At 42.7% G+C, this 23269-nt stretch carries 19 protein-coding genes, 2 pseudogenes and 1 riboswitch; of the genes and pseudogenes, 10 read left to right on the top strand and 11 right to left on the bottom strand.

Annotated elements, in window-relative coordinates; translation table 11 throughout:
- The first annotated feature begins 157 nt into the window (after window positions 1-157).
- The 3 genes from R7P36_RS05135 (at window position 158) to R7P36_RS05125 (ending at window position 5519) form a co-directional block, all read left to right on the top strand.
- Entirely contained in the window at window positions 158-2809 is a 2652-nt protein-coding gene (locus R7P36_RS05135) for a phospholipase effector Tle1 domain-containing protein (RefSeq protein ID WP_318122038.1), read from the top strand.
- Window positions 2799-3449: a hypothetical protein gene (locus R7P36_RS05130; protein ID WP_213899216.1), complete on the top strand. Its 651-nt coding sequence runs from the start codon at window positions 2799-2801 to the stop codon at window positions 3447-3449. Before R7P36_RS05135 ends, R7P36_RS05130 begins: the two co-directional genes overlap by 11 nt.
- A 696-nt stretch (window positions 3450-4145) precedes the next feature.
- Window positions 4146-5519: a carbohydrate porin gene (locus tag R7P36_RS05125; protein WP_213899237.1), complete on the top strand. Its 1374-nt coding sequence runs from the start codon at window positions 4146-4148 to the stop codon at window positions 5517-5519.
- A 63-nt stretch (window positions 5520-5582) separates the two neighbouring features.
- Here R7P36_RS05125 and R7P36_RS05120 read toward each other — a convergent pair whose 3' ends face one another.
- Window positions 5583-6569 (bottom strand): LacI family DNA-binding transcriptional regulator, encoded by a 987-nt coding sequence (locus R7P36_RS05120; RefSeq protein WP_017633789.1) that lies wholly within the window; start codon window positions 6567-6569, stop codon window positions 5583-5585.
- Window positions 6570-6804: 235 nt separating this feature from the next.
- On the opposite strand from R7P36_RS05120, the gene R7P36_RS05115 reads away from it, so the two are divergent.
- From R7P36_RS05115 to R7P36_RS05105, 3 genes are all read left to right on the top strand, one after another.
- Window positions 6805-8244: a sucrose-specific PTS transporter subunit IIBC gene (locus R7P36_RS05115; RefSeq protein WP_062731055.1), complete on the top strand. Its 1440-nt coding sequence runs from the start codon at window positions 6805-6807 to the stop codon at window positions 8242-8244.
- Window positions 8245-8409: 165 nt separating this feature from the next.
- The gene (locus tag R7P36_RS05110) at window positions 8410-9333 is read left to right on the top strand and encodes an aminoimidazole riboside kinase (RefSeq protein ID WP_213899215.1); all 924 of its coding nucleotides are present in this window, start codon (window positions 8410-8412) and stop codon (window positions 9331-9333) included.
- A 31-nt stretch (window positions 9334-9364) separates the two neighbouring features.
- Window positions 9365-10819 carry a sucrose-6-phosphate hydrolase gene (locus R7P36_RS05105; RefSeq protein ID WP_042523221.1) on the top strand — a complete coding sequence of 485 codons (1455 nt, stop codon included), beginning with the start codon at window positions 9365-9367 and terminating at the stop codon, window positions 10817-10819.
- A gap of 64 nt (window positions 10820-10883) precedes the next feature.
- On the opposite strand, the pseudogene R7P36_RS05100 reads toward R7P36_RS05105, so the two are convergent.
- Window positions 10884-11003, bottom strand: a pseudogene (locus tag R7P36_RS05100) (dihydrofolate reductase); the annotation flags it as partial.
- A gap of 253 nt (window positions 11004-11256) precedes the next feature.
- Here R7P36_RS05100 and yghU point away from each other — a divergent pair.
- From yghU to R7P36_RS05085, 3 genes are all read left to right on the top strand, one after another.
- The gene (gene yghU, locus R7P36_RS05095; RefSeq protein ID WP_005373705.1) at window positions 11257-12114 is read left to right on the top strand and encodes a glutathione-dependent disulfide-bond oxidoreductase; all 858 of its coding nucleotides are present in this window, start codon (window positions 11257-11259) and stop codon (window positions 12112-12114) included.
- Window positions 12115-13301: 1187 nt separating this feature from the next.
- Window positions 13302-14471, top strand: coding sequence for a D-alanyl-D-alanine carboxypeptidase family protein (locus tag R7P36_RS05090; RefSeq protein ID WP_172563955.1), 1170 nt, complete (start codon window positions 13302-13304; stop codon window positions 14469-14471).
- A 212-nt stretch (window positions 14472-14683) separates the two neighbouring features.
- Window positions 14684-15091 (top strand): SPOR domain-containing protein, encoded by a 408-nt coding sequence (locus tag R7P36_RS05085; RefSeq protein WP_005373701.1) that lies wholly within the window; start codon window positions 14684-14686, stop codon window positions 15089-15091.
- 50 nt (window positions 15092-15141) lie between these two features.
- Here R7P36_RS05085 and R7P36_RS05080 read toward each other — a convergent pair whose 3' ends face one another.
- The 5 genes from R7P36_RS05080 to R7P36_RS05060 all read right to left on the bottom strand — a co-directional run bounded on the left by R7P36_RS05080 (window position 15142) and on the right by R7P36_RS05060 (window position 18034).
- Window positions 15142-15615, bottom strand: a complete 474-nt coding sequence (locus R7P36_RS05080) for a peroxiredoxin (RefSeq protein ID WP_005373699.1) — start codon at window positions 15613-15615, stop codon at window positions 15142-15144.
- 125 nt (window positions 15616-15740) lie between these two features.
- Complete coding sequence (locus R7P36_RS05075) at window positions 15741-16757, bottom strand: adenosine deaminase (protein WP_318122036.1); 1017 nt, start codon at window positions 16755-16757, stop codon at window positions 15741-15743.
- Between the two features lie 89 nt (window positions 16758-16846).
- A riboswitch (purine riboswitch) is annotated at window positions 16847-16946 on the bottom strand.
- Window positions 16947-17183: 237 nt separating this feature from the next.
- Window positions 17184-17324, bottom strand: coding sequence for a PA3496 family putative envelope integrity protein (locus R7P36_RS05070; protein ID WP_017633782.1), 141 nt, complete (start codon window positions 17322-17324; stop codon window positions 17184-17186).
- Between the two features lie 50 nt (window positions 17325-17374).
- The gene (locus R7P36_RS05065; RefSeq protein WP_005373692.1) at window positions 17375-17584 is read right to left on the bottom strand and encodes a hypothetical protein; all 210 of its coding nucleotides are present in this window, start codon (window positions 17582-17584) and stop codon (window positions 17375-17377) included.
- A 240-nt stretch (window positions 17585-17824) separates the two neighbouring features.
- Window positions 17825-18034: a cold-shock protein gene (locus R7P36_RS05060; protein WP_005373691.1), complete on the bottom strand. Its 210-nt coding sequence runs from the start codon at window positions 18032-18034 to the stop codon at window positions 17825-17827.
- A gap of 401 nt (window positions 18035-18435) precedes the next feature.
- Between R7P36_RS05060 and R7P36_RS05055 the strand changes: the two genes are divergently transcribed.
- On the top strand, window positions 18436-19284 hold the full coding sequence (locus R7P36_RS05055; RefSeq protein ID WP_138940070.1) for a pirin family protein: 849 nt from the start codon (window positions 18436-18438) through the stop codon (window positions 19282-19284).
- Between the two features lie 142 nt (window positions 19285-19426).
- Here the strand turns inward: R7P36_RS05055 and R7P36_RS05050 are convergent, their stop codons facing one another.
- The 4 genes and pseudogenes from R7P36_RS05050 to R7P36_RS05035 form a co-directional block, all read right to left on the bottom strand.
- The gene (locus R7P36_RS05050) at window positions 19427-20275 is read right to left on the bottom strand and encodes a patatin family protein (protein ID WP_213899213.1); all 849 of its coding nucleotides are present in this window, start codon (window positions 20273-20275) and stop codon (window positions 19427-19429) included.
- Between the two features lie 258 nt (window positions 20276-20533).
- Window positions 20534-20871, bottom strand: a pseudogene (locus tag R7P36_RS05045) (hypothetical protein).
- A gap of 692 nt (window positions 20872-21563) precedes the next feature.
- Window positions 21564-21995 (bottom strand): YccF domain-containing protein, encoded by a 432-nt coding sequence (locus tag R7P36_RS05040; protein ID WP_005373685.1) that lies wholly within the window; start codon window positions 21993-21995, stop codon window positions 21564-21566.
- 218 nt (window positions 21996-22213) lie between these two features.
- Window positions 22214-23146, bottom strand: a complete 933-nt coding sequence (locus R7P36_RS05035; protein ID WP_167416160.1) for a Gfo/Idh/MocA family protein — start codon at window positions 23144-23146, stop codon at window positions 22214-22216.
- Window positions 23147-23269 lie beyond the last annotated feature (123 nt).

The following is a 23269-nucleotide window of genomic DNA, read 5'->3' as shown; positions in this document are numbered from 1 at the left end:
AAAGACCATCAAACATTCTGTAAATGTGCACAGAGCTTGTCTTTTTAGTTAAAATACCTAAGAAATCAAGCATATTGCATAGCAAAACAATTCACTTGCTTACTGTGTGATCTATGCACTGTTGGTAAAATGTACTTTTGAAATAAAAGTATATGATATGCCAATAGAATTCCCTAAGCCGAAACGGTTAACAAGTGCTGGATATGCCCCAGTTCAGGAGGATACCCCTCTCGCTCCCCCAACTCCAACCCCAGCGCTCGAACCTGAGCCTGTAGCAGGGTTTGAGTGCCGTATTAAGATCTATGCACCAAAATCCGATCTCTCTAGTCTGAAATTAGGTGTCTTCTCTCTTAGTAAATCTGATAATGAGGAGAGCATTAAACGCTGGCACTCTGAAGAGGCGTTAGACTCGGCAAGGTATACCGTGTTCACAGGAGAGTGCCATGTCGAAGAATCAAAAAAGCTGATTCATGAGTTTCATCAGAATTTTGGCATCAGCACATCCTTTGACGTTACGCCAAGACCGATCGGCTCTGAATACTTTAATGCTGAGTTTATCCCCTTGTTGCCATCTCTAGAGAGCGAGTCTAAGTTAGGTTGGTCTTTGCATGGCTTCTATTACTACTTCTACGAAGGTAAGTTGTTGTATGAATTCGATATACTAGGTGACGGCAAGTGGGGTTGGCGTATTACTCAATCTTCATCTGATGGCATATCTAATACCCTCGCAAGCAATCAGATTTTTAATTCTCTACTGGTTCCAGTGAAAATTGAAGGAAAAGAACCAGGGAAACAACACATACTCTATTCCCGTGCTAAGTTGACCAACGAACAACTGAGCGAAGTGAGTATGGCTTGGCTCGACGAAAATGCGACACTGATTGATACGGCTCTTCTTGTTTCTTCTTTACAACAGCCTCTTCTACCAAGAGAAACACCTTCTGATATTAACGATACCGCTGCCAAAGAAATTCAAACCCATAAAGTGAATATGAAGGATAATGGACAGCATGAAAGTTGGAGTGACATTGCAGGGTATTACGACCTTAGCCCGAAAGAACTCCTCAAATTAAACCCATCATTCGAACAAGATCCGATGGCTTTAAGAGCTGGCGATGTTCTTATTGTTGAAAAATCGGATGTTGTCGATGAAGCTCAAGAAACCAAAGAATCTCCCTCACCGTTAACGGAGATAAAAGTTGGCGAGAGCTATGTATTAGGTAATACATGGGGGAAGTACAATCAGCCACTGCTTTCTCCGTCAATGAAACACATCTTTGAGCTTCAAGGTGTTTCTCAGACAACACCAGTCCTCAATGTAAAAAAAGTCGATGAAAAAGTACTACGGATTGGGGTGTTCTTTGATGGAACTGGGCAAAACCATCTGAATGATCTCTACAAAGAAACACGTGGAGTAAAATCACGCACTAATGTGGCACGGCTATTTGAAATTTACCCATTAGATGATGATACCAATAAAATTTATGTTGCAGGGGTCGGGACTGTGGATGGAGCGTGGCAAACCCCAGCCTTGATAGATGAAGGAAAAGATGAGGTCGATCTAGCTCAGGCGTTTGGTGTCAGCCCCAATAATTTAGAGAAAACATGGACGTTCATTGATAGGGCTTATAACCTTGTCGCTGACGATACTGGGGCATTTTATAAGTGGCAAAATTGGACAAAACAATTTTATGGAATTATCACTGATTTGATCCGCCAGCAAAAATACCAAGCTATAACACATATTGAGTTCGATGTATTTGGTTTTAGTCGCGGAGCGGCTTTAGCTCGTCACTTTGTTAATGCCGTTAAAGATGGGTTACCTGATTATAATAAGCCGCGTGATGGAGAGTCATTCGGTGAAGTTTTCCCAAACTTATTAGCACACCAAAATGATATCAGTAGCCAGCTTAAACATGGTTATTATCCTGACGAGACACGTACCTGTAGTGTTCGCTTTGTTGGGCTGTTCGATACCGTAGGCTCGTTCTATCTAGCAGGAAACAACGATGAAGGCAATTTTGAACTAGGACTTGATACTAGTTGTGCTGAGCGTGTATTACAGATAAGCGCCCATCACGAATACAGAAAAAACTTCCCTCTAACGTCACTGCTACCTAGCGATGGCATTCTACCTTCTAACTTTTATGAGGAGATGTTTGCTGGCTGTCACACAGACATTGGTGGCGGTTATCCTTCAAAAGAGCAGTATGCAAAGCAAGGTTTACCTGAAAGGTATGGCATGCCTCTGTCTGCAACTTATAATCGTGAGTTAATAAAAACAGAATCCATAAGGGAAGATATACAAGCACAACAGAATGTTTATGGAGCCGCCGCATACAGTGAGCGCCTACACAAGCAAGCTCAAGATGCTTGGAATTTGGAATGCAGAACTAAGGGTTTATATGGTGTTGTGACACTGGTGAATGGCATCCTTTATTATTACGAGTTACAGCCTATTAGCAATGCTCTTTCGGCTTTGCCATTAGAAAGAATGAAACAGCAGGCAGAGGTTGCAGGTGTTAATTGGGATGACGAAAAGCTCGCCTATCAACAAGATTTTAGTCAATTGACAGGAAATGATGTGGCTTTAAAAACGTTGAACGAAAAGCTATTAGCTCAACCGTTAGGAAGCGTTGCACCAACACATTGGCAGGATGAGATTAGCCAGTATGGAAAGGAATGGATACATCGGCCTCATGATGCTCTAATCAACGCGGGGTGTGAGACTGCTATGGACAATCTTGTTAACGCGGTAACGAAAGAAGGAAACCAACTCAAGCGAGTGGTATTTGATAATGAAGTATAGATTTTTAATTGCTGTAAGCATGTGCTTTTTACTTAATGGTTGCTTTGAGAGTAAGCCAGTTTCAGTTGCGAGCATTGGCAATGCAGGGTCTTTAAGTGGTCCTCATTTTATTCGTGATATGTGGGTCAGTGATATATATGGTGGAGGTGCAAGCTTTGCGTATGGGAGCGTTCAGGGCTGTTGTGCTAGCGCAAGCATTGGCATTGGTATCCCTAGATCCATAAAAGGTAAATGGGAAAATGGAGTTGGTGGCGGCTCATCCCGTGAAAAGTGGCAAAAGCGTTGGAAGCCCGAATGGGGTAATTTCGATGAGAATTATGACACTAAATGGTTTCGAATTGATGATGCGATAGATAGTGAGCTTGCCAAGAAAAAAATTGAAACAATGAACCATTACTACAAGAACCATCATGCAAACCCAGTCATGAAGCTTCTTGTAAATAATGATAGGGTCTTACTTTTGTACGCTTACGGCTGTACTCCAGAAATAAACGATGACTGCACGGTCAGAGAGGGAGCAGACCCTAATGGATGGGTTCAAGTAGCACCGTATAGCAAGCATAAGAACTCAACTGTGGTTGTTCTTTATGAAGGCAGAGGTGAGGTCTCAGACAAACCATTCACGGATAATACACCTTAGTCATTGAAACTGCCGATTTTCCATGCCTTAACCTGTACAACCTTAGCCCACGTTCATCTAACCTAACAGTGGGCCTTTTCACTTTGTCATACATGTAGTTATTTATGGTTTGCTAATGTTTGCTTTTCCGAAACTCATTTTTGTCCAAAAATGAGTTTCGTTAGCTTGAATTAGAATAACAAAGCGCTATTCACAGAAGGTGAAGGGTGTTTATCTCGTCTTAACTGCCTTTCAAGTTGTTTGAAATGAGGTATCGAGATCCGCTTCGCTCCTAGTTACGTTCAACCTTAGCTGCTACTTTTCATCAACAAATAGAGATGAGTTACCATCAAGTAGCATAGGGAAGCGAGTGAGCACTATTCTCTCAAATGAACACTAAACCCCTTCTTTGTAGCCTGTCACCTTCAAACTACTTCCTCTAGCGCTAACAATTAATTCAAATGTGCGCTGGTTAATGATTTTTCTGTAAGTAACACAATTGAACGTGATAGAAGTAACAAAATCACCTCTTTGCGGTAACGTTCCCGAAAAGTTTATATATTATCGCCCTCATTGATATAAGTAGTAGAGACGCTCTGAGTACGAGCGCTCTGAAATTCAGGCTTTAGATGGACATTTAAAGTCACCATAAGTTTGCGATTTTTCTTGGGAACGTTTGCAATTTGCCTAAGTATAAATTTACGTGAGACTATGGAAATGAAACTACACACTTTGACGATGGCAGTAGCGCTTGGACTGGTTACTGCACCTGTATTCGCAGCAACAGATGTTGACGCTCTTGAAAAGCGAATTAATGAATTAGAACAGAGACTTGAGCAGACAGAAAAAGCATCCACAGAAGCAAATGAGAAAGCCTCAAGCTTTGAGTTTCATGGCTACGCTCGTTCCGGGCTGCTCATTAATGATGATCTGAATGGTGCAGTGGGTACTGGTCCTTACATGACGGCAGCTGGTGCTATTGGCGCTCCAGTTGGGCGATTAGGGGTAGAGGATGATCATTATGTGGAAGCAAACCTTATTCACAAACGTTTTGCAGATGATGGTTCCAGCGCATTGTTCCGAATCATGTTGGCAGATAGTACGGAAACCAATAACGAATGGACGGCGAGCGAGAGTCAATTAAACGTTCGTCAGGTATATGCTGAGCTAAACAAGTTGAGCATGTTCTCTGAATCAAGTGCGTTTGCTGACGCGACGTTTTGGGCTGGTAAACGATTTGACCGTGATAACTTTGACATTCACTTCTTTGACTCGGATATTGTTTTCTTATCTGGCACTGGTGCTGGTGTGTATGACGTCCAAATGAGCGAATCATGGAAAGCAAACTTCTCGATCTATGGTCGTGATTTTGGTGAGATTGATAGCTCGTCAACGGATGTTGAAAACTATATCGCGACAATGAACAACCGCTTCGGTAATTGGCAATTGATGCTGAGCGGCATGACGTCTGCTGATAACAATGATCGCGTAGATGGAGCAGCGGACAAAGGTTTACATGCGATGTTTGCCTACCATGGCGATAACTTCTTTGGCATGAGTGAAGGCTTCTCTAAAACCGGTATTTTGATGGGTGATGGATTGGGTGCGGAACTTAAAGGCATCGGTTCAAACGGAGATTTGTTAGAAGACGCAAAAGCCGTACGCTTGTTCAGCTATGGTGTAACACGCATCGGCGACAACTGGCGTGTAGCACCTGCGTTGCTAGCAGAACACAGCCAAGATCGCTTTGCTAAAAATGATGAATTTACGTGGGCATCGTTCAACATCCGCTTAGCGCAAGAGTTTACGCAGAACTTTGAGATGGTTTATGAAGGCTCATACCAATACATGGACCTAGACAATGCGATTGATAAAGCAAGTGGCAGTTTTTACAAAGCGACAATTGCACCAACGCTTAAGATGTCTACTGCTGCAGGTTTCTTTGACCGTCCGGAGCTACGTTTTGCAGTTAGCTACGTTGATTGGAGCGAAGACTTGAATGGCTACTCGATTAGCCAGGATGCGGGTGCTGCAACGATGGGTGATGGTGGTGAAGTTCTGTTTGCACTGCAAATGGAAACTTGGTTCTAAAGGGACCTAACCTACAAAGAGTAATAAGAAAAGCGCCAACTGATTTCAGTTGGCGCTTTTTCATTAACAGGACTGACGCTCAATAGTTTTGAAGGTTAGTACCATCTTACTCATTTCAAAACTTCTGTTGGCAATTCTATCTAGTAACAGTTTCGCACCATTTTCCCCTGCTTTATCAAATGCATAGTTAAATGTTGATAAGGTTGGGGTGCACACTGATGCGAGCTCATCATCACCAACGCCTAGCACTAAAACGTCTTTACCCGGTGTTAACCCGAGCTCTTGAATCGCTCTCATCGCACCGATAGCAATACGGTCTGTCGCACAGAACAAGCCATCTAGCTTAGGGTTCTTTGTTAGGTGTTGTTTTGCCAATGAATAGCCAGAATCGATGGTAAAGTCACCACGAGCATGGAAGGCGAGCTCAAAACCATGATGCTGTAGCGCTTGAACAAATCCTTCAGAGCGTTGCTTATCTACCGCGATATCGTCACCTTGCACACCAATAAAACCCATGGTTTGGCAACCTTTTGCAACCAGTCTATTTCCCGCTTCAAACCCTACTCGTGCGTCATCATGAATGATGCTTGGAATATTAAACATGGAACCATCTTGACCGACGAGCACAACTGGGACGGCTGAGTTTTGAATTGCTTTTACCAGCTTGGAATCGAGGTGGGTGGCGTAAAGAATGATCCCTTCAACCCGTTTTTGGTTAAAGATCTGAATGTATTCCAGTTCTTTTTCGTGGGCTTGGTGAGTGCTAGCAAGTAAGACATGTTTCCCGGCTTTTTCAAGGACATCGGTTAATCCATCGACACCTTGGGATGTGGCATGAGAGGAAACCCGAGGAACAATGACACCAACCAGATTGGTCTTTTGAGATTTTAGATCTTTAGCGACTTGGTTCGGCACATAGCCACATTCCGCTACTGCTTGGCGGACCTTCAGTTTTGTCGCTTCTTTTACGCCATATTCATCGTTTATAACCCGTGACACTGTTGATTTTGATACGCCAGCCAGACGGGCGACATCATGCAGACTCGCCATTGTTCCTATCCATTCTGTTTTTCGTTTTTGGGATTGTTTGCAAAGAGAAGATGAAAAGCTCTTTGATAAGTAGCGATTCTAACCTCCTATACTGCTCTTAGGGAGAGAATTTGACGATCATTCTCACATTCTCTCTGCTTTATCTTTGATCATTTGGTTTTATTGAGCAAAAATCTGTTTTGCAAACGTTCCCGAAAATTTCGCAAGCTCAGATAATAATCCAATGGGGTATGAAATGAATTATCCGGCAGTAGCAAAAGAGTTGTTAACTCTATTAGGTGGTAAAAGCAACATCACCGCACTTGCGCATTGTGCGACACGCTTACGCCTTGCCGTTGCAGATGAGCAAAAAATAGATGAACAAGCGATTGATAGCCTTGAAGGAGTAAAAGGGCAGTTCAAAGTTGCGGGTCAGTACCAAATCATTTTTGGATCTGGCATCGTAAACCAAGTTTATGCAGAAATGGCGAAGTTGACGGGGATGAGTGAAATGTCCACCAACGACGTTGCGTCTGCTGGCGCAGAGAAACAAAACATTGTTCAGCGCGCGGTGAAAGGGCTGTCTGATATTTTCGTTCCAATCATTCCAGCAATCGTCGCTGGTGGTTTGTTGATGGGTATCTATAACCTATTGACTGCTCAAGGCTTGTTCATTGATGGCAAATCTTTGATTGATGCCAACCCAGGACTGACAGACTTGGCGAACATGATCAACACGTTTGCGAACGCGCCGTTTGTTTACCTGCCTATTCTGCTGGCATTTTCAGCCAGTAAGAAGTTTGGCGGTAACCCATATTTAGGGGCGGCGCTAGGTATGTTGATGGTTCACCCTGACTTGCTGAATGGTTGGGGATTCGGCGGCGCATCTGTGTCTGGCAACATTCCGGTTTGGAATATTCTTGGCTTTGAAATCCAAAAAGTGGGTTACCAAGGTTCGGTGTTACCGGTTTTGGTATCGGCATTCATTCTTGCGAAGGTTGAGCTAGGCTTACGTAAAGTCATCCCTTCTGTTTTAGACAACCTTTTAACGCCATTACTGGCGATTTTCATAGCGGGTTTGCTGACGTTTACTGTCGTCGGTCCGTTCACGCGTGATATCGGTTTCCTATTGGGTGATGGTCTGAACTGGCTATACAACACAGCTGGCTTTGTTGGTGGTGCGGTATTTGGTCTTATTTATGCTCCGTTTGTTATTACTGGTATGCATCACAGCTTCATTGCGATTGAAACTCAACTTCTTGCGGATATTGCGACGACGGGCGGCACCTTTATCTTTCCTATTGCGGCGATGTCTAACGTTTCTCAAGGAGCGGCAGCGTTGGCGGTGGGCGTGATGAGCAAAGATAAGAAGATGAAAGGTATTGCGATTCCATCGGGTGTTACGGGTTTGCTGGGTATTACAGAACCGGCTATGTTTGGTGTTAACTTAAAACTACGTTACCCATTTATTGCGGCAGTTTGCGCTGCGGCGTTATCAAGTGCGTTCATCACAATGTTTAATGTGAAAGCTCAGGCATTGGGCGCAGCTGGTCTTCCAGGCATCATTTCCATTACGCCAGAGAAGATTGGGTACTACATCGCGGGTATGGTGATCGCGTTCTTGACCGCATTTGTTCTCACCATTGTTCTTGGTATGCGTGACCGCGCTAAAGTCGGTAAAAAAGCAGCGGCTTAATCTGAACTCCTTAAGGGTGGAGTCCCCCAAAATCCACTTCTTTTCCTAAATGTTTGGGGTGCTAGCCAAGCACTAATGGCTTGGCTAGCCTTTTTCAATTTTTACTTGGTAGTGAAGGTGTTCAACACGTTGGACTATCAGGGCTTTAATTTTAAGGTAAGCAAGATGAATCAAGTATGGGTAACTGGTGATGCAGTTGTCGATCTAATACCGGAATCTGAGACTTCTTTACTCAAATGTCCCGGTGGTGCACCAGCGAATGTCGCCGTAGCAATTGCTCGTCTATCTGGTAAGAGTGCGTTTTTTGGACGTGTAGGTGATGACCCATTTGGTCGCTTCATGCAATCAACGCTCGATCAAGAGGGCGTGAGCACGGAGTTTCTCGTTAAAGACCCTGAGCAAAGAACATCAACAGTGGTGGTAGATTTAGACGATCAAGGGGAACGCAGCTTTACATTTATGGTAAAACCGAGCGCTGATCAGTTTATGTCTGTTGAAGACATCCCAAACTTTAAGCAAGGTGACTGGCTACACGTTTGCTCAATTTCACTGGCAAATGAGCCAAGTAGAAGCAGCACATTTGAGGCGTTCAAAAGAGCAAAAGCCGCTGGTGGTTTCATTAGCTTTGACCCTAACTTGCGTGATGAAGTGTGGCAAGATCAATCAGAAATCCAAGCTGTCGTGATGAAGGCTGTAGCGATGGCCGATGTGGTTAAGTTCTCTGAAGAAGAGCTTTTGTTCTTAACTGACTCAACGTCGATGGCGCAAGGTTTACAACAAATAGCCTCTTTGAATATTGCTTTGGTCTTGGTGACACAAGGTGCGAAAGGTGTTTGGCGCGTCTTTGAAAGTCAGAGTGAACTGATCACAGGTCAAGTCGTTAGTCCGATTGACACCACAGGTGCGGGTGATGCTTTTGTCGGAGGGCTACTGGCATGCCTGTCTCGGCATGACGATTGGAAAAATCATCCTGTTGTTAGCTCTGCGATTCAATGGGCAAATGGCTGTGGTGCATTAGCGACGACGCAAAAAGGCGCAATGACCGCGCTTCCGACCCAGACAGAGTTGCTGCAATTTATTGGGCAATGATCTTCAGATCCAATTTCAGTTGAGAAAAATTATGAGCTTAAACAACCGTTGGACTGTAGAGCAAAGATATCGCCGACTTGAGCAAATCCCTCAGTGTGATATCGAAGAAATGACACTTTCACGTCAGCAAGATAAAGGCTTTCCTAGTTTTCATATCGCCCCTAGATTTGGGCTGTTAAATGACCCAAATGGGTTGTGCTATTTCAATGGTGAGCACCACATCTTTTACCAGTGGACGCCTGTGGGACCAGTCCATGGAATGAAGTATTGGTATCACCTTTCTACTAAAGACTTCATCCATTTTACTGATCATGGTGTGGGTCTTCATCCCGACCAAGACTACGATTCACATGGTGTCTATTCGGGCGGCGCTTTGGTGGAAAACAACAAGGCTTTGCTGTTTTTTACTGGCAACAAGCGTGACCAAAACTGGAATCGAATCCCAACACAGTGTTTTGCCACCATGGATTCAGACGGCAGCATTGAAAAGCACGGTGTAGTCATTGAGAACGAACATTACACGGAGCACTTTCGTGACCCAAAAGTTTGGAAGAAAGGCGACGACTATTTGATGGTGGTGGGTGCTCAAACCAAAACCGAGCATGGTTCTATGGCGCTCTATCAAAGCAAAGATTTGAAAACGTGGCAGCATAAAGGTCCTATCAAGACCAAGTTCTCTGACCTTGGGTACATGTGGGAGTGTCCTGATTTATTTGAGATTAATGGTCAATCGGTGATGCTGTTTTCTCCACAGGGCGTGAGCAGTAGTAATCCTTATGATTTCAAAAACATCTATTCTGTCGCGTATATCGTGGGTGATCAGTTGAACCTAGAGTCGATGACTTTAGAAAACCACCAAGATATTTTACAGCCAGATTATGGGTTTGATTTCTACGCCCCACAAACCTATTTAGATGAGAATGGGCGTCGCATTCTTATTGCATGGATAGGGTTGCCAGAAATCGACACGCCATCGGTCACACACCAGTGGGCAGGAATGTTGTCTCTTCCTAGAGAACTAACGTTGAAAGATGGTTTTCTTGTTCAAACTCCACTCCCTGAATTGGAGAGTTTAAGAAAAGAAGAGGTAGTCTTTGCACAGTCCCATACACTGGAAAGCACAAGTTGTTTGATCCAATTAGACCTTGAGGGCGATGGCTTTGAACTTGAGCTGAGTAACCTCAAAGGTGACAACATCGTCTTTAGTGCGACAAAGCACGAGTTTATGCTGGACCGTCGTCACATGTCTCATTTGTACGCAGAAGAATTTGGTAGCATTCGAAAAGCACCAAGATTGGACGCTAAGCAGACGATTGATATATATATCGACAATTCTGTCATCGAGATTTTCATTAATGGTGGCAAACACACGATGACCAGTCGTTTCTTTATTGATGACCTGAATACGGTAACGTTGAGAGGGTTGGAGCAAGCAAGGCTTTTCCCTTTGAAAGGTATTTCTGGTTTGTTTGAATCAGCTAAGTAACGGTTTCGAATACATTAAAACGCCCTTCATTGATTTAGTGAAGGGCGTTTTTCTTTCTAACTATCTAACTTAACTGCCTATCACGCACGTAAGTTGTTTGAACTAAGGTATCCAGAACAACTTCATTCTTGGTGACTTTGAAGTTTAGCGGTTGTTCTAAATCCCCAAATAGAGGTGCGCCGCCGAGTGTAGCTTACTCATCGTTGGCATCTCGAACCTAGTTCACATTATCGCGACGTTTTTACTTATAGCGTGAAAGAAAATCCCATAACTAAAGGTTCTAACTAAAAGAGATTGCAGGACTTTTATTTGGCGAATTCGACCTAATATCTTGAGTATGCCTAATCGCAGTTGGCGAAGAGGTGATGTTAATAATGCTTGCTGGCGCGTAAGACCCGTCAGTTTGAAGATGCATTCAAACACAATAAGGGAAAACAATGGCTAACGAATACATTCCACCAAAAGTTTGGACAAACGATAATGAAAACGGCGGTCAGTGGGCGAGCATCAACCGTCCGGATTCTGGCGCACGTCATGAGCAAGAGCTTCCAGTTGGTGAGCACCCATTCCAACTTTACTCAATGGGTACCCCAAATGGTCAGAAAGTGACGATCATGTTTGAAGAGCTTTTGGCGGCTGGCGTAACGGCAGCAGAATACGATGCATACCTGATTAAGATTGGCGATGGTGACCAGTTTGGTTCTGGCTTTGTGGCTGTTAACCCAAACTCTAAAATTCCGGCATTGGTTGACCGTTCGGGTTCTGAGCCAGTGAACGTGTTTGAATCTGGCAACATCTTGTTTTATCTAGCAGAGAAGTTTGATCATTTCTTACCAAAAGAAGGCGCTAAGCGTGCTGAGGTAATGAACTGGTTATTCTGGCTGCAAGGTTCTGCGCCATATCTAGGCGGTGGTTTTGGTCACTTCTACGCGTACGCACCAGAGAAGTTCGAGTACCCAATTAACCGCTTTACAATGGAAGCAAAACGTCAGTTAGATGTATTAGACAAGCGTCTTGCGAACAATGAATTCCTAGGTGGCGATGAGTACAGCATCGCTGATATCGCAACTTGGCCATGGTACGGCAACCTTGTGTTGGGTCGTGCTTACGATGCGGCTGAATTCTTAGACGTAGAAAGCTACAAAAACGTTGTACGTTGGGCAAAAGTAATTGATGAGCGTGAAGCGGTAAAACGTGGTCGAATTGTGAACCGTTCATGGGGTGAGGAATGGGAGCAGTTACCTGAGCGCCACAGCGCAGAAGATATTGATAAAGTATTGAAACTTAAACCATAAGCAATCTTGGCCTAGCTACGTCAAATGAGTTTAGTTTTATCTATGCTTATACAGTGACCTCAATCAAATCTATAGCGCACCATATTCTTCGGTGCGCTATTTTTATTCTCATCTAGTCTCGAAATTCTAATTTATATCACCTCTTGAAGAGCATTTAGTTCGTAGATGAATCTTTAATGTATTTATATATTATGATGCGAAACAAGACTCACATTTCCATATTAAATATGGACTGATTATTTTGACTTCTAATAATTAAATTATTAGAAATTTATAAACTGATTTTATATTCATTATAAATAAAATTAATGATAACTAATAATTGACATAACCACTAAATTTGTGTGGAATATGCGGGTTGATTTGTTTTGATGAAATAAAATTAATTTCTAATACTTTTATTTATGACAAGCTTAGCTTTTAGCGATGTTTAATTATTAATGCTTATATCATGAAAGAGGATATGTGTGATGTCGTCGTTTGAGTCGTACTGGGTTGGGATACGTCAAAGAATAGCCGCACAAACCGAAGGTAACCGCAGTTTAAAGTCTCTAGTCATTAAAAAGCAGCGTGTGAACTTAAATAACAGTGGGTTATCCTTTCGCGCTAAGTCCGGATGTCTTATCCCTCACTGTTATACCAAGTTCTCTGATGAGATAAACCTAAAAACATCGAAAAAATCGTCTCTTAGTTTTAAAAAAGGAAAGCTGTATTTTTCTCCAGTTTAATAATAAATGAAATTTGCATAAATTATAATATTAGGTTTTTAAGTTTATCGATAATTAATTACGATTTTATGATGCGTTTTCAATATGTTTTCTTGGTAAATAATTAGCTGGGCTTATTTTTGATTGTTTTTGTTGTTTCCTATTTAGATATGGATAAAAGCTCAACTACTTTTCCTACACCAACTTACTCCCTGAATTGGCTTGCGCGCTTTTTCTCCCCTCTCAAAAAAACATAGCGTTACGGAATTATTTTCGCTCCTGTTTCATTCTTCAAGACGAAAGCTCTACCTACCTCTCATTATTTTCGACAAACATTGAGTAAAAGTAACCAATCGTAACAAGGTGGCTGTAACTGAGCGCCGTTTCAATATACTCGTTTTTTAACTAGGTAATCCCGCGCTTTGAATTCATTCGGGTACCGTTTGTAAGCCTTAAATGCTACTAAGATAAGATGTCATGATGAGAAAAAGTACTATATTACACACAGTGTTAATTACAGGGTTCGCTGCTGTATCCTCGTTGGCTTATGCTGCGCCTTCAGTTGTGCCAAATGCGCCGGAACTCAGTTCTCGTGGTTATGTTTTGATGGACTTCCATACGGGGAAAGTACTGGTTGAACGTGATGCCCACAAACGTTTAAACCCCGCGAGTTTAACGAAGTTGATGACTGCTTATGTAGCTGGTCAAGAAATTAATACAGGCAATATTACGTTGAATGATGAGGTTGTCATCAGCCGAAATGCTTGGGCAAAAAATTTCCCAGATTCTTCAAAAATGTTTATTGAAGTCAATACTTCCGTTTCTTTGTCTGACTTATACCGTGGTCTGATTGTTCAATCTGGTAACGATGCCAGTGTCGCTATTGCTGAGCATGTTGCGGGAAGTGAATCAGGGTTTGTGAGTTTGATGAATAGTTGGGCCGCCAAGCTTGAATTGTCTAACACGGCATTCACCAACCCTCACGGCCTAGACAGTGACGGTTTATATTCGACACCTTATGATATTGCCAAGTTGGGCCAAGCGATTATTCGTGACTTACCTGATATCTATCCGCTGTATAGCGAAACCTCGTTTACTTACAATGGCATCACTCAATACAACCGTAATGGCTTGCTTCGTGATCGTAGTATGAATGTCGATGGCATGAAAACTGGTTATACAAGCGGTGCGGGTTATAGTCTAGCGACTTCTGCAACACAAGGTGATATGCGTTTGATTGCCGTAGTGATGGGAGCGAAGAGTGAGAATGTTCGTGAATCAGAAAGCAAGCAGCTGTTGAGTTATGGCTTCCGCTTTTACGATACGGTAATGCCGACTGAGGCGGGTGCGGAACTTGCGAAAGCTCGAGTTTGGATGGGCGAAAAAGACGAGCTTACTGTCGGCGTAGCTAACGATGTTTATCTCACTTTGCCAAAGGGAGATGTAAAAAAGCTGCAAGCGGAAGTTGAATACAACGGTGATTTAGTTGCGCCAATTTCTGAGCAACAAGTGGTTGGTAAAGTGCTTTACAAAGTCGACGGTAAGGTCGTAAATGAAGCCGAGCTCGTTGCATTGGAGTCGGTGGAGGAAGGCAGTTTATTCAAGCAAATTTTAGACTGGTTTAAGCAATTGGTCGCTAGCTGGTTCTAAACAGTAGCGAACTTCTGTCTATATCACTCTATCTTGTTAATTTTCTATTAAATCAGTTTACTAAGGCGACCAACGTGGTCGCCTTACGTTTTTGGAATACTCGTTGCGTTAAAACGCAGGCCTTCTTGTAAGGGTGTGTTTTTACCTGACCAAGAGCGTTTTGTGTTTTTGGGTGCGAGAGAAAAGAAACTAGAACAAGAATGGAGTGACACGTGCACAAGATTTTATCTTTGACATTGATTTTATCGCTCATGGGCTGCGCTATGCCTTACCAGCAGGAGGTCGATAGCGGCCAATGTGTTGGAGTCATGACCTCTCAGGATGCATATGGTTATTTAAACCCAAACCATTACACGATGCAGGTACTCGCGCTGAAGCAAGAAAAAGATGTGAAAGATTATATTCGCTATATCGATCCTAAGCATCCGGTTTGGGTTAACTGGAAAAACAGCCGAGGCACGCGTTGGTATACGGTAACTGTTGGTGATTTTAAAACGAAACAGGATGCCTACAATGCGCTTTCTTCATTACCAAGCCGTGTAAAGCAGTCATCCCCGTTTGTGCTGACTTTTGCGGAAATGCAGCGTAAGCAACAAACGAGTGTTGTGAGAATGCGTTAGCCCAAAAAAAACGGAAGCGATGGCTTCCGTTTTTGTATTTAGGAGTAAGCTTAAAGCGCCGCTAAAATCGTTTCTGCTTTGCTTGCTTCAAACTCTTTTGGCTCTTCAACGTTAAGCTTAGTCACTGTGCCGTTTTCAATGATCATCGCGTAACGTTGTGAGCGAATACCACCAAAGCCGCCTGTATCCATTTCAAGACCCAATGCTTTAGTAAAGCTAGCGTCGCCATCACCCAACATCAGAATCTCAGAAGCGTTTTGAGCTTCGCCCCACGCTTGCATCACAAATGCATCGTTTACAGAAACGCACGCAATTAAATCAACACCTTTTGCCTTTAGCTCATCAGCTAATACCACATAGCCTGGTAGATGAGCTTCTGAACAGGTAGGGGTGAATGCGCCAGGTACAGCAAAGAGTACGACTTTCTTGTTCGCAAACAGTTCTGTAACGTCGTGGTTAACCATACCATCGGCAGTTAACTCACTTAGAGTTGCAACTGGTAGAGCTTGGCCTTGTTGAATCATGATTCTATTCCTTTTTGTGTGCTAGTTTAGCTTTCTCAGTCTAGCGTTTATAAATGCGGTTAACCACAGAGTCTTTGTAGGGTTTTAATACCTACGCGTTTGACCTAAGGCGTGGCACTATGCCTTTATTGCAACGCTTCGTGCTGGTTTACGTATTGGCTAACAAGGTGACGATATTTCGCCCTTAACTCGTTATCGATAAAGCTGGCATCAATCGCGTTCATTGTAAATTGGGCAAGTTCACTCTTACTCATTGGATGTGCGTTGTTGACGGCCAGAAAGTTATCCGTCATGTAGCCACCAAAGTACACAGGATCGTCTGAGTTAATCGTTACGGCGACACCTTTTCGTAGCAAATCCACAATATTGTGATCTTTCATATCGTCGAATACACATAGCTTAAGATTCGATAACGGACACACTGTCAGTGGCATTTGGCTTTCGATTAAGGATTCAACTAATGCTTCATCATCAACACAGCGAACACCGTGATCCACGCGGCTCACGTAAAGCATTTCAATTGCATCGCTAATATTTTGTGCGGGGCCTTCTTCACCTGCGTGAGCAACGGTAAGTAAGCCTTCTTCTACTGCTTGTTTAAATACGCGCTTGAATTTAGCTGGCGGATGACCTTGTTCTGAAGAATCTAGTCCAACACCAATGATCTTATCACGGTGTTTCAGAATAGCCTGTAGGGTCTCTATGGCGCTCTCTTCTGAAAGGTGACGGAGAAAACACGCAATAATTTGCGAGGTAATGCCAAGTTTTTCGTGACCATCTTTTAGCGCGCGAGCGATTCCATTGATAACAGTGTCAAAGTCTATGCCGCGTTCTGTGTGTGTTTGAGGGTCAAAAAAGATTTCGGTATGAACAACGTTGTCTTCTTTACAGTGCAGTAAGTATTCCCAAGTGAGATCGTAAAAATCTTGCTCAGTACGCAGAACTCCCGCTCCTTGGTAATAGAGGTCGAGAAATGATTGTAAGTCTGTGAACTGATATGCGCTGCGTAGTTCACTCGGAGAAGAGTAAGGGATCTCGATGCCGTTTCGTTTTGCTAATTTGAATAAGAGTTCCGGCTCAAGTGAACCTTCGATATGTAAGTGCAGCTCTACTTTTGGAAGACCTTGAATAAATGCGTTCATATTCCACCTTATGTGTATTGTGGATGCAGTTACTCTAAGAATAGGTATAGATAGAAATAAATCGAACGCTATCACAAAGAGTAAGACCCACGATGATCTCAACTCTTCGTAATCAGCACTTTGCGGGAACTGGTAGAGACCCCCAAACCATATCATTGGGGTTATACGAAGCAAACGAGAGGGATTATACGCAAAAATATCGCTTTGGCTATACGCAAATAACCTAACTGTCATTAGTCACGGGTTTTCCTGTGAGCGAAACGACTATTTGCAAGTCACTTGAGTATAGAGGAGCCAGTTGTTTTTGCGTGTGTGAGAGGCACGTGTAATTAGAAGAGTAGTCTAAAAGAGTGGAGATTCGTTTGAGCAAAGGTAGGTGGCGGTACCTTGCACAACGATAAAGGCAGAGAAAGCACTAGAGAGCATTTATAGATCGAATAACTTATCAAATTCTCTTTGTTCCATAATGTCTTCTATGCGGCGTCGAGTTTTCTGCTTTACCGCCGCCGCGTTTTGTTCAGACTCTTTTTTGTCTTTTTCTGACTGCTTCTTACTTTTTCTAGCCATTGGATACCTTCCAAATTAGTTGCATTATCCATTAATGCATGAAAACTGAATCAGTTAACAGTAAAACTTCCTAACTTTGAACCTGAATCACAGAGAATAGTTCCAGATTGCGTTTTCTCACAATATTCAAAATCGATCATGAAGCTATGAGAAAGAAGTTTCGGTAATACGTGCCTTCGTAAAATATCACCATTTAATTGATGTATTTTAGCGTTCCAAGAGGTTTGAGGTTGTTCTAAATTAAATTCAATTTCTAACATTTATTCTCCTGTTTTTTAGTGATTTTCTCTTTGTTAAGTAATTGATACCAATGCCTTTGACGGCCAGTTCTTTTTGAGGACATGATTTTTCCTATAAATAATAAATTAAGCAGTACTATTCAGTTTATTTTAGATAGCACAAAGCAATGCCTAAAATTAGGCTGAGTGATTGATGAAAGAATATTTTTGAAGGAGAGAGGTTTGGTGCAGCATGGGCATGCTACACCAAGAAAAGCAGTCTTATAGAGGAGTTACTTCAGTCGCTTGAGGACCTTTTTTACCTTGCTCTACATTGAAGCTTACTTTCTGACCTTCAGTCAGTGTTTTGAAACCGTCAGAAACGATAGCGTTAAAGTGTACGAATACATCTTGGCCGCCGTTGTCTTGAGATAGAAAACCGAAGCCTTTAGTTTCGTTAAACCATTTTACTGAACCAGTTACTTTAGACATAAAAATACCTTTGAATTAAACATTAAAATTATGATTTGTTTTGTGGATCTTTTCTAAGCTATTGAATGTTCAATCAAGAGGAAGTTGTACGCAGGTGTCTGAATTGGGGATTCAAGATTTTACTGAGAGGAAACTTAAACTAAATGTTGCATTAACAGCTCTCTTCTAAGAGCCAAGGCACACTATACACCTTGTTTAGAAAATAGCTACATTTATTTTAGATAAATTAAATGTGCTCATTATTAACTCGATAAATTGTATTGTTCGAAAAAGTTGAATAAGTAGAACGAATAGTATGGCTCATAATTTTAGCTCATCAACCTAAAATAGAACCTTATCGATAGCCATAGATTGAACATGCGATTTGCAAGCGGTCACATAGATAAACTAGGAGAACTAGTATGAGTACATTCAGAGACATTCGTCAGCTTATTCCTGCGCAAGCTACTGCTGATGGTGATGGAGTGAAAATTCGCCGAGTAGCGGGTTTCAATAATGCTAGCTTTTCTCCATTTTTGATGATGGATGAACTCAAATCAGAAGACCGCGCTGATTATATCGGCGGTTTCCCTCCGCATCCGCACCGCGGTATCGAGACGCTTACTTATATGTTGAAAGGTCATTTCCAGCATCGTGATCATATGGATAATGTTGGTGAGCTTCGTTCCGGTGGTGCACAGTGGATGGCGGCAGGAAGAGGCGTCATCCATAGCGAAATGCCTATTATGAAGGAAGGCGAATTGCATGGTTTCCAAATTTGGATTAACCAGCCCGCGAAAAATAAGCTGCAGCCAGCTCAATATCATGACTTTCAACCTGAAACGATCACTGAGTTTGATACTCCGAATACGGGGGTTGTACGTTTGATTGCGGGTCATATGACTATAAACAACGAACGAATTCAGGGGCCGCTAACAGAGACAGGTGTTGCTGCCACGGTAGCCGATTGGAGAGCGATGGGTGGTCAAGCTTTGAATTTGAACACGGAGCAAGACAACAACATGATGCTCTATGTCTATAAAGGTCGTATTCAATTAAAAGGTCGTGAGATCAATCAAGGCGAAATGGCCATTTTATCGAAAGGTGAATGGGCTGAATTGCAGGCCGAAAAAGAGAGTGGTGCACTGATCTTTATTGGTGAGCCAATTAATGAACCCGTGGTGCATTATGGCCCTTTTGTCATGAATAGCATGGAAGAGATAGAACAAGCTATCCAAGACTACAACTCTGGGTTATTTGAAACTTACTAGTTTTGACTGCCTACTCGCTTTTTCAGTTAGCGAGCAAATTAAAACAGTTTTGAGCCTGAATATTGGGCTCGACCAGAAGCAAATACGATAATCCACTGCCATCGAATTTGCGTTAGCCACGTTTAATCCACGTGGCTTTTTTCTACTTCTGACCCCAGCGTATGATGGCTTCCTTTCCTGCTTCAATTCCTAACTCATAAGCATGACGCAGTGGTGCTGGCGATCGACTCAGCCGTTTCAACTTGAATGCTTCAGGAGGACACACTTGAATGATTTCGATACCAGGTGGAGGGTTGTTGATCAGCGCTAAGGTCTGATTGTAGCGAACTTCACGTGTCAACATCGGTTCAATTAATCCGGGCGTTTCTTTCAACATCCTCTTAGTTAGGGCGCTGAATCTTCCTCTTGGCTTTTGATAGCTTGCGGGCTGACTGCGTAAAACCATAATCTTTTTGGCTCCTCGATTTATTGCTTCTGCAACAGGAAGTGCGTCTGAGACGCCACCATCAACGTATTGAATTCCGTTCAGTGATACGCCATTTCGGTAAAGTACAGGCAGTGCGCTGCTGGCTTTCATTGTTTCTGCCAAGTCGTCGACATCAGGAAGGTGGTACTCCGCTTGCCCATTGTCTTGACGCGTCACGCCTAAAAAGAAAGGTCGTGAATCAGCTTTGAGCGCAGATTTATCGATGCCAAGTTCTTCGAGGGTGACATTCCACATCCAGTCTAAGTTCATCATATCACCACCACGTAGAAGTTGAGATGGAGAGATAAATTCTTTTCTTAAGCTGTAATCGAGGTAGATTTTTAAGTTACGTCCGGGCATTTTAGCTAAGTAGGCAGCCAAGTTGCTAGCACCCGCAGACACTCCCCAAAAGCTATCAAATGGAGAGAACTCGCTAGCAAGAAAATGATCGAGTATGCCGCATGAAAATACGCCTCGCATGGCTCCACCTTCGACAATCAATGCTCGAGAGCCTACTTTTTCCATCACTTCGCTCCACTCTTTATCAATCGGATAATAGCGTGCAGCTTAACGCATAATGGTTTTATACCCAAGTGGGCCAAAGGTCTAGGTTGCGTTCCTTTGAATAAAAAGGGCATCGATGGATGCCCTTGTCACTTTTAGCCTATGGAATTGCGGGTAATTGAGTCGCTAATTTAGTGAAGGAGAGCCGAGCCGACTAGCCCCCTTACATAGAGCCATACCTGTAGTCCCATACTGATCGTTGTTGGAATAGTTTGATGATCACTTGTTAAATAGGCATACAAACACTATCCAGAGCGTTGTAAGCAAAAGTAATGGGGTGAATACTTTCTGGATAGAAGCGCCATCAGCTAAATTGTAAATTTTGATGGATTCATTATAAAACGCTCGTTTGAATTCTTTGAAGCTAATGTCGCTCTTCGCATGCGACTGTTCATAGTGCTGGTGCGCTGCGTCCGATAGTTGGTATTCCAAGTCTTGGAGCTCGTACTCCTTATTAAAAACGCATCCCAAGCCGAAAGGCGGGCTATTGTTTTAGGAGATGGATCCCCATTTAGTTTCTCTAGACGTTTAGCATAAGCTGCTTGATATTTATCCACGGTATATTCCTGTCTGAATAGACGTTGAGTTAGAACATATGTAAAAAAGAAAAATAAGTAATAAAAGGTTTTTTACGTTCTATACCTGTGATAAATGCTAAAAAGTTCAATGCTCTAGCGCTCCGATGTCGCAAATGATATTGATGGAATTGCTCTGCGACAAATAAGATAATTACTCTAGATAACAACGAATTTTTGTTGTTTTTTTAAAAAACTGATCATGAGATTGAGTGGGGATTTTTACCGAGAAGAATTTCGCTACTGTAACTGTCTATATTTACTCAAAAAGAGAAAATCTTAGAAGCTTTCTTTGATTGATGTGAGATATTTTAGGTCGAAAAGCATTAATTTTGGCTATGCTTATAGTTCGTCTTTTTTGTTGTTGAACTCTACTTCGAGGGGGAAAGAACCCATATTTCGAGCATAGGATAGCTCGCTTTTTCGTTACGTCGTTCTTGGAGTTTTAATCAGTGACGACGCTATGAGTCTAGCATCTTGAACTCACTTGGGTGTATTGATTAATTATAAAAGTAAAGCAGTGCTGAGCTAGGATAAACTTCAACGTAAAGGTGACGGTATGAATATACAATCAGCCATTATTGAATATGCGATAGCGATTATAGGCTTACTTTTGACGGGCGTTACCCTCTGAGCATGACTGCCCAGAGGATAGAAAGCGCATTAGCTTTTTGCTAACGATTGATGTTGTATCGAGCCATTGCAGCTTCTTCTGACGATACAACCGTTTTACCAATTGGTGCGAGTGAAATAACCGCTAGCTTGAGGTGTTGGAGCGCAAACGGAATGCCGATTATGGTGACAAAGCATGCTGCGGCAGAAAGTACGTGACCGATAGCTAACCAAAGGCCTGCAAATACAAACCAAAGGACGTTACCAATAACGCCGAGCGGACTCGTGCCAATGTCCATTTCATTGGTCAATTCATCGCGTGAGATGGCCTCTTTACCGAATGGGAAAAAGGAAAAATTACCCATAACGATACACGCACGCCCCCAAGGTATTCCGATGATGCTAATAAAGGCCAAAATACCAAAAAACCACCATAGCAACCCCATAAATACGCCGCCAAATACAAACCAAATGATGTTACCAAGTGTTCTCATTCTATTTCCTTTATTCTTGAATGTGATGATCCAGATACCTGAGAGCACCGTAAAACAAATCTAAACTGTCTGTTTTGTCGATGTGTGCTTTCGTGCCCTCATTGACCTGATTGATAGAATAATCGCCGTAGTCTTAACAGAGAATGAATGCCTTCCCTAAGGCAAGTCTTTTTAGTATAGAGCGTAATACTCAATCAAGCATATAGCCAAGAATCGCATTATCTAGAGACAACTTTCTCGAGATATTGACAAATTTGCTCTGCCAATCGATGGCTGGCAATGTTGCGTGTTACTACTTCATCAGCAATATTTCCAGACTCAACGACGCCAAACCAATCGAGCAACATCGAATGGAAACCTTTACTCGTCAGCATTGGCGTCCAGTCTTTCAAATTGATTTTTTGCTCTTGGTTAGCTTGCCATAGTTTGCCTTCAACGAAGGAGTCGAACTCAACTGCCTTGTTTGCATAACAAGCTTGAACGCGCTCTGTAGTGATACCGAAGTGGCGATTCATCGAGGCGTGGAGCAAAGTATCTCCATGTTGCCACTGAATATCTAAACGCGCCAACTGACCACCTTCAAGTTGATGAGTTACATAAGCATCTCTTAGATCGGCTTTGGCTGTGACGTTAACGCTGTCTAATGGGTGAATAAAATCATCAAATATAAAGGTACGAACATCCCCCGGTAGTTGGTGACGGTTCTTTTCCCAGCGTAGCGACTTTAAGTCAGATATGTTGCCTTGCTGCACTTGTGGCATATGTTGGTTGTAAAGTGGAATGTGACGACGGTTAAAGCCCACATAGAGTGGCTGTCTCTCTTTTTCGGCAATGTCGTACAGCTTTTCCACGTCATCAGCACTGTTCGCTAATGGTTTGTCGACAAAGGTTGGAATTCCATGCTGCAGAAAAAATGCCGCTATTTGAGGGTGTACGCTTGTTGCCGCATGAATCATGACGGCATCGACGCCAAAGTGTAGAAGTTGCTGGTAGTCTTGGCAGATCTCTGAGATTCGATACTGCTTAGCCAGGCTCTCAAGTGTGTTTGGGTTGCGGGTACAAAATACAAGTTCGATATTTGGAAGCTGAGTGATAACAGGAAGGTATGCTTTCTGAGCGATATCCCCTAGACCAATAATACCAATTTTCATCCTAGTCCTTATCTCGATGTATGGATCGCGGACTGTCAGTATAACGCTTGGCGCGGCGATGAGTTTAAATACCTTGTTAGAAAAAGCCTGATTCACACTTTGAGCCAGGCTTTATTGAATGAT

Origin of the sequence: Vibrio sp. 397 (assembly GCF_033339395.1) — a bacterium.
Lineage (GTDB): Bacteria > Pseudomonadota > Gammaproteobacteria > Enterobacterales > Vibrionaceae > Vibrio > Vibrio alginolyticus.
The sequence above is the reverse complement of the archived record's forward strand: the minus strand, read 5'-3'. Positions and strand labels throughout refer to the sequence as shown.

What these genes read in the sequence shown, in the direction of transcription:
- R7P36_RS05065 (WP_005373692.1), bottom strand. Translation starts at nt 17,584, where the DNA reads ATGTTAGAAATTGAATTTAATTTAGAACAACCTCAAACCTCTTGGAAC.
- R7P36_RS05130 (WP_213899216.1), top strand. Translation starts at nt 2,799, where the DNA reads ATGAAGTATAGATTTTTAATTGCTGTAAGCATGTGCTTTTTACTTAAT.
- R7P36_RS05110 (WP_213899215.1), top strand. Translation starts at nt 8,410, where the DNA reads ATGAATCAAGTATGGGTAACTGGTGATGCAGTTGTCGATCTAATACCG.
- R7P36_RS05050 (WP_213899213.1), bottom strand. Translation starts at nt 20,275, where the DNA reads ATGGAAAAAGTAGGCTCTCGAGCATTGATTGTCGAAGGTGGAGCCATG.
- R7P36_RS05080 (WP_005373699.1), bottom strand. Translation starts at nt 15,615, where the DNA reads ATGATTCAACAAGGCCAAGCTCTACCAGTTGCAACTCTAAGTGAGTTA.
- R7P36_RS05060 (WP_005373691.1), bottom strand. Translation starts at nt 18,034, where the DNA reads ATGTCTAAAGTAACTGGTTCAGTAAAATGGTTTAACGAAACTAAAGGC.
- R7P36_RS05040 (WP_005373685.1), bottom strand. Translation starts at nt 21,995, where the DNA reads ATGAGAACACTTGGTAACATCATTTGGTTTGTATTTGGCGGCGTATTT.
- R7P36_RS05125 (WP_213899237.1), top strand. Translation starts at nt 4,146, where the DNA reads ATGAAACTACACACTTTGACGATGGCAGTAGCGCTTGGACTGGTTACT.
- R7P36_RS05115 (WP_062731055.1), top strand. Translation starts at nt 6,805, where the DNA reads ATGAATTATCCGGCAGTAGCAAAAGAGTTGTTAACTCTATTAGGTGGT.
- R7P36_RS05035 (WP_167416160.1), bottom strand. Translation starts at nt 23,146, where the DNA reads ATGAAAATTGGTATTATTGGTCTAGGGGATATCGCTCAGAAAGCATAC.
- R7P36_RS05135 (WP_318122038.1), top strand. Translation starts at nt 158, where the DNA reads ATGCCAATAGAATTCCCTAAGCCGAAACGGTTAACAAGTGCTGGATAT.
- R7P36_RS05105 (WP_042523221.1), top strand. Translation starts at nt 9,365, where the DNA reads ATGAGCTTAAACAACCGTTGGACTGTAGAGCAAAGATATCGCCGACTT.
- R7P36_RS05120 (WP_017633789.1), bottom strand. Translation starts at nt 6,569, where the DNA reads ATGGCGAGTCTGCATGATGTCGCCCGTCTGGCTGGCGTATCAAAATCA.
- R7P36_RS05090 (WP_172563955.1), top strand. Translation starts at nt 13,302, where the DNA reads ATGAGAAAAAGTACTATATTACACACAGTGTTAATTACAGGGTTCGCT.
- R7P36_RS05070 (WP_017633782.1), bottom strand. Translation starts at nt 17,324, where the DNA reads ATGGCTAGAAAAAGTAAGAAGCAGTCAGAAAAAGACAAAAAAGAGTCT.
- R7P36_RS05075 (WP_318122036.1), bottom strand. Translation starts at nt 16,757, where the DNA reads ATGAACGCATTTATTCAAGGTCTTCCAAAAGTAGAGCTGCACTTACAT.
- yghU (WP_005373705.1), top strand. Translation starts at nt 11,257, where the DNA reads ATGGCTAACGAATACATTCCACCAAAAGTTTGGACAAACGATAATGAA.
- R7P36_RS05055 (WP_138940070.1), top strand. Translation starts at nt 18,436, where the DNA reads ATGAGTACATTCAGAGACATTCGTCAGCTTATTCCTGCGCAAGCTACT.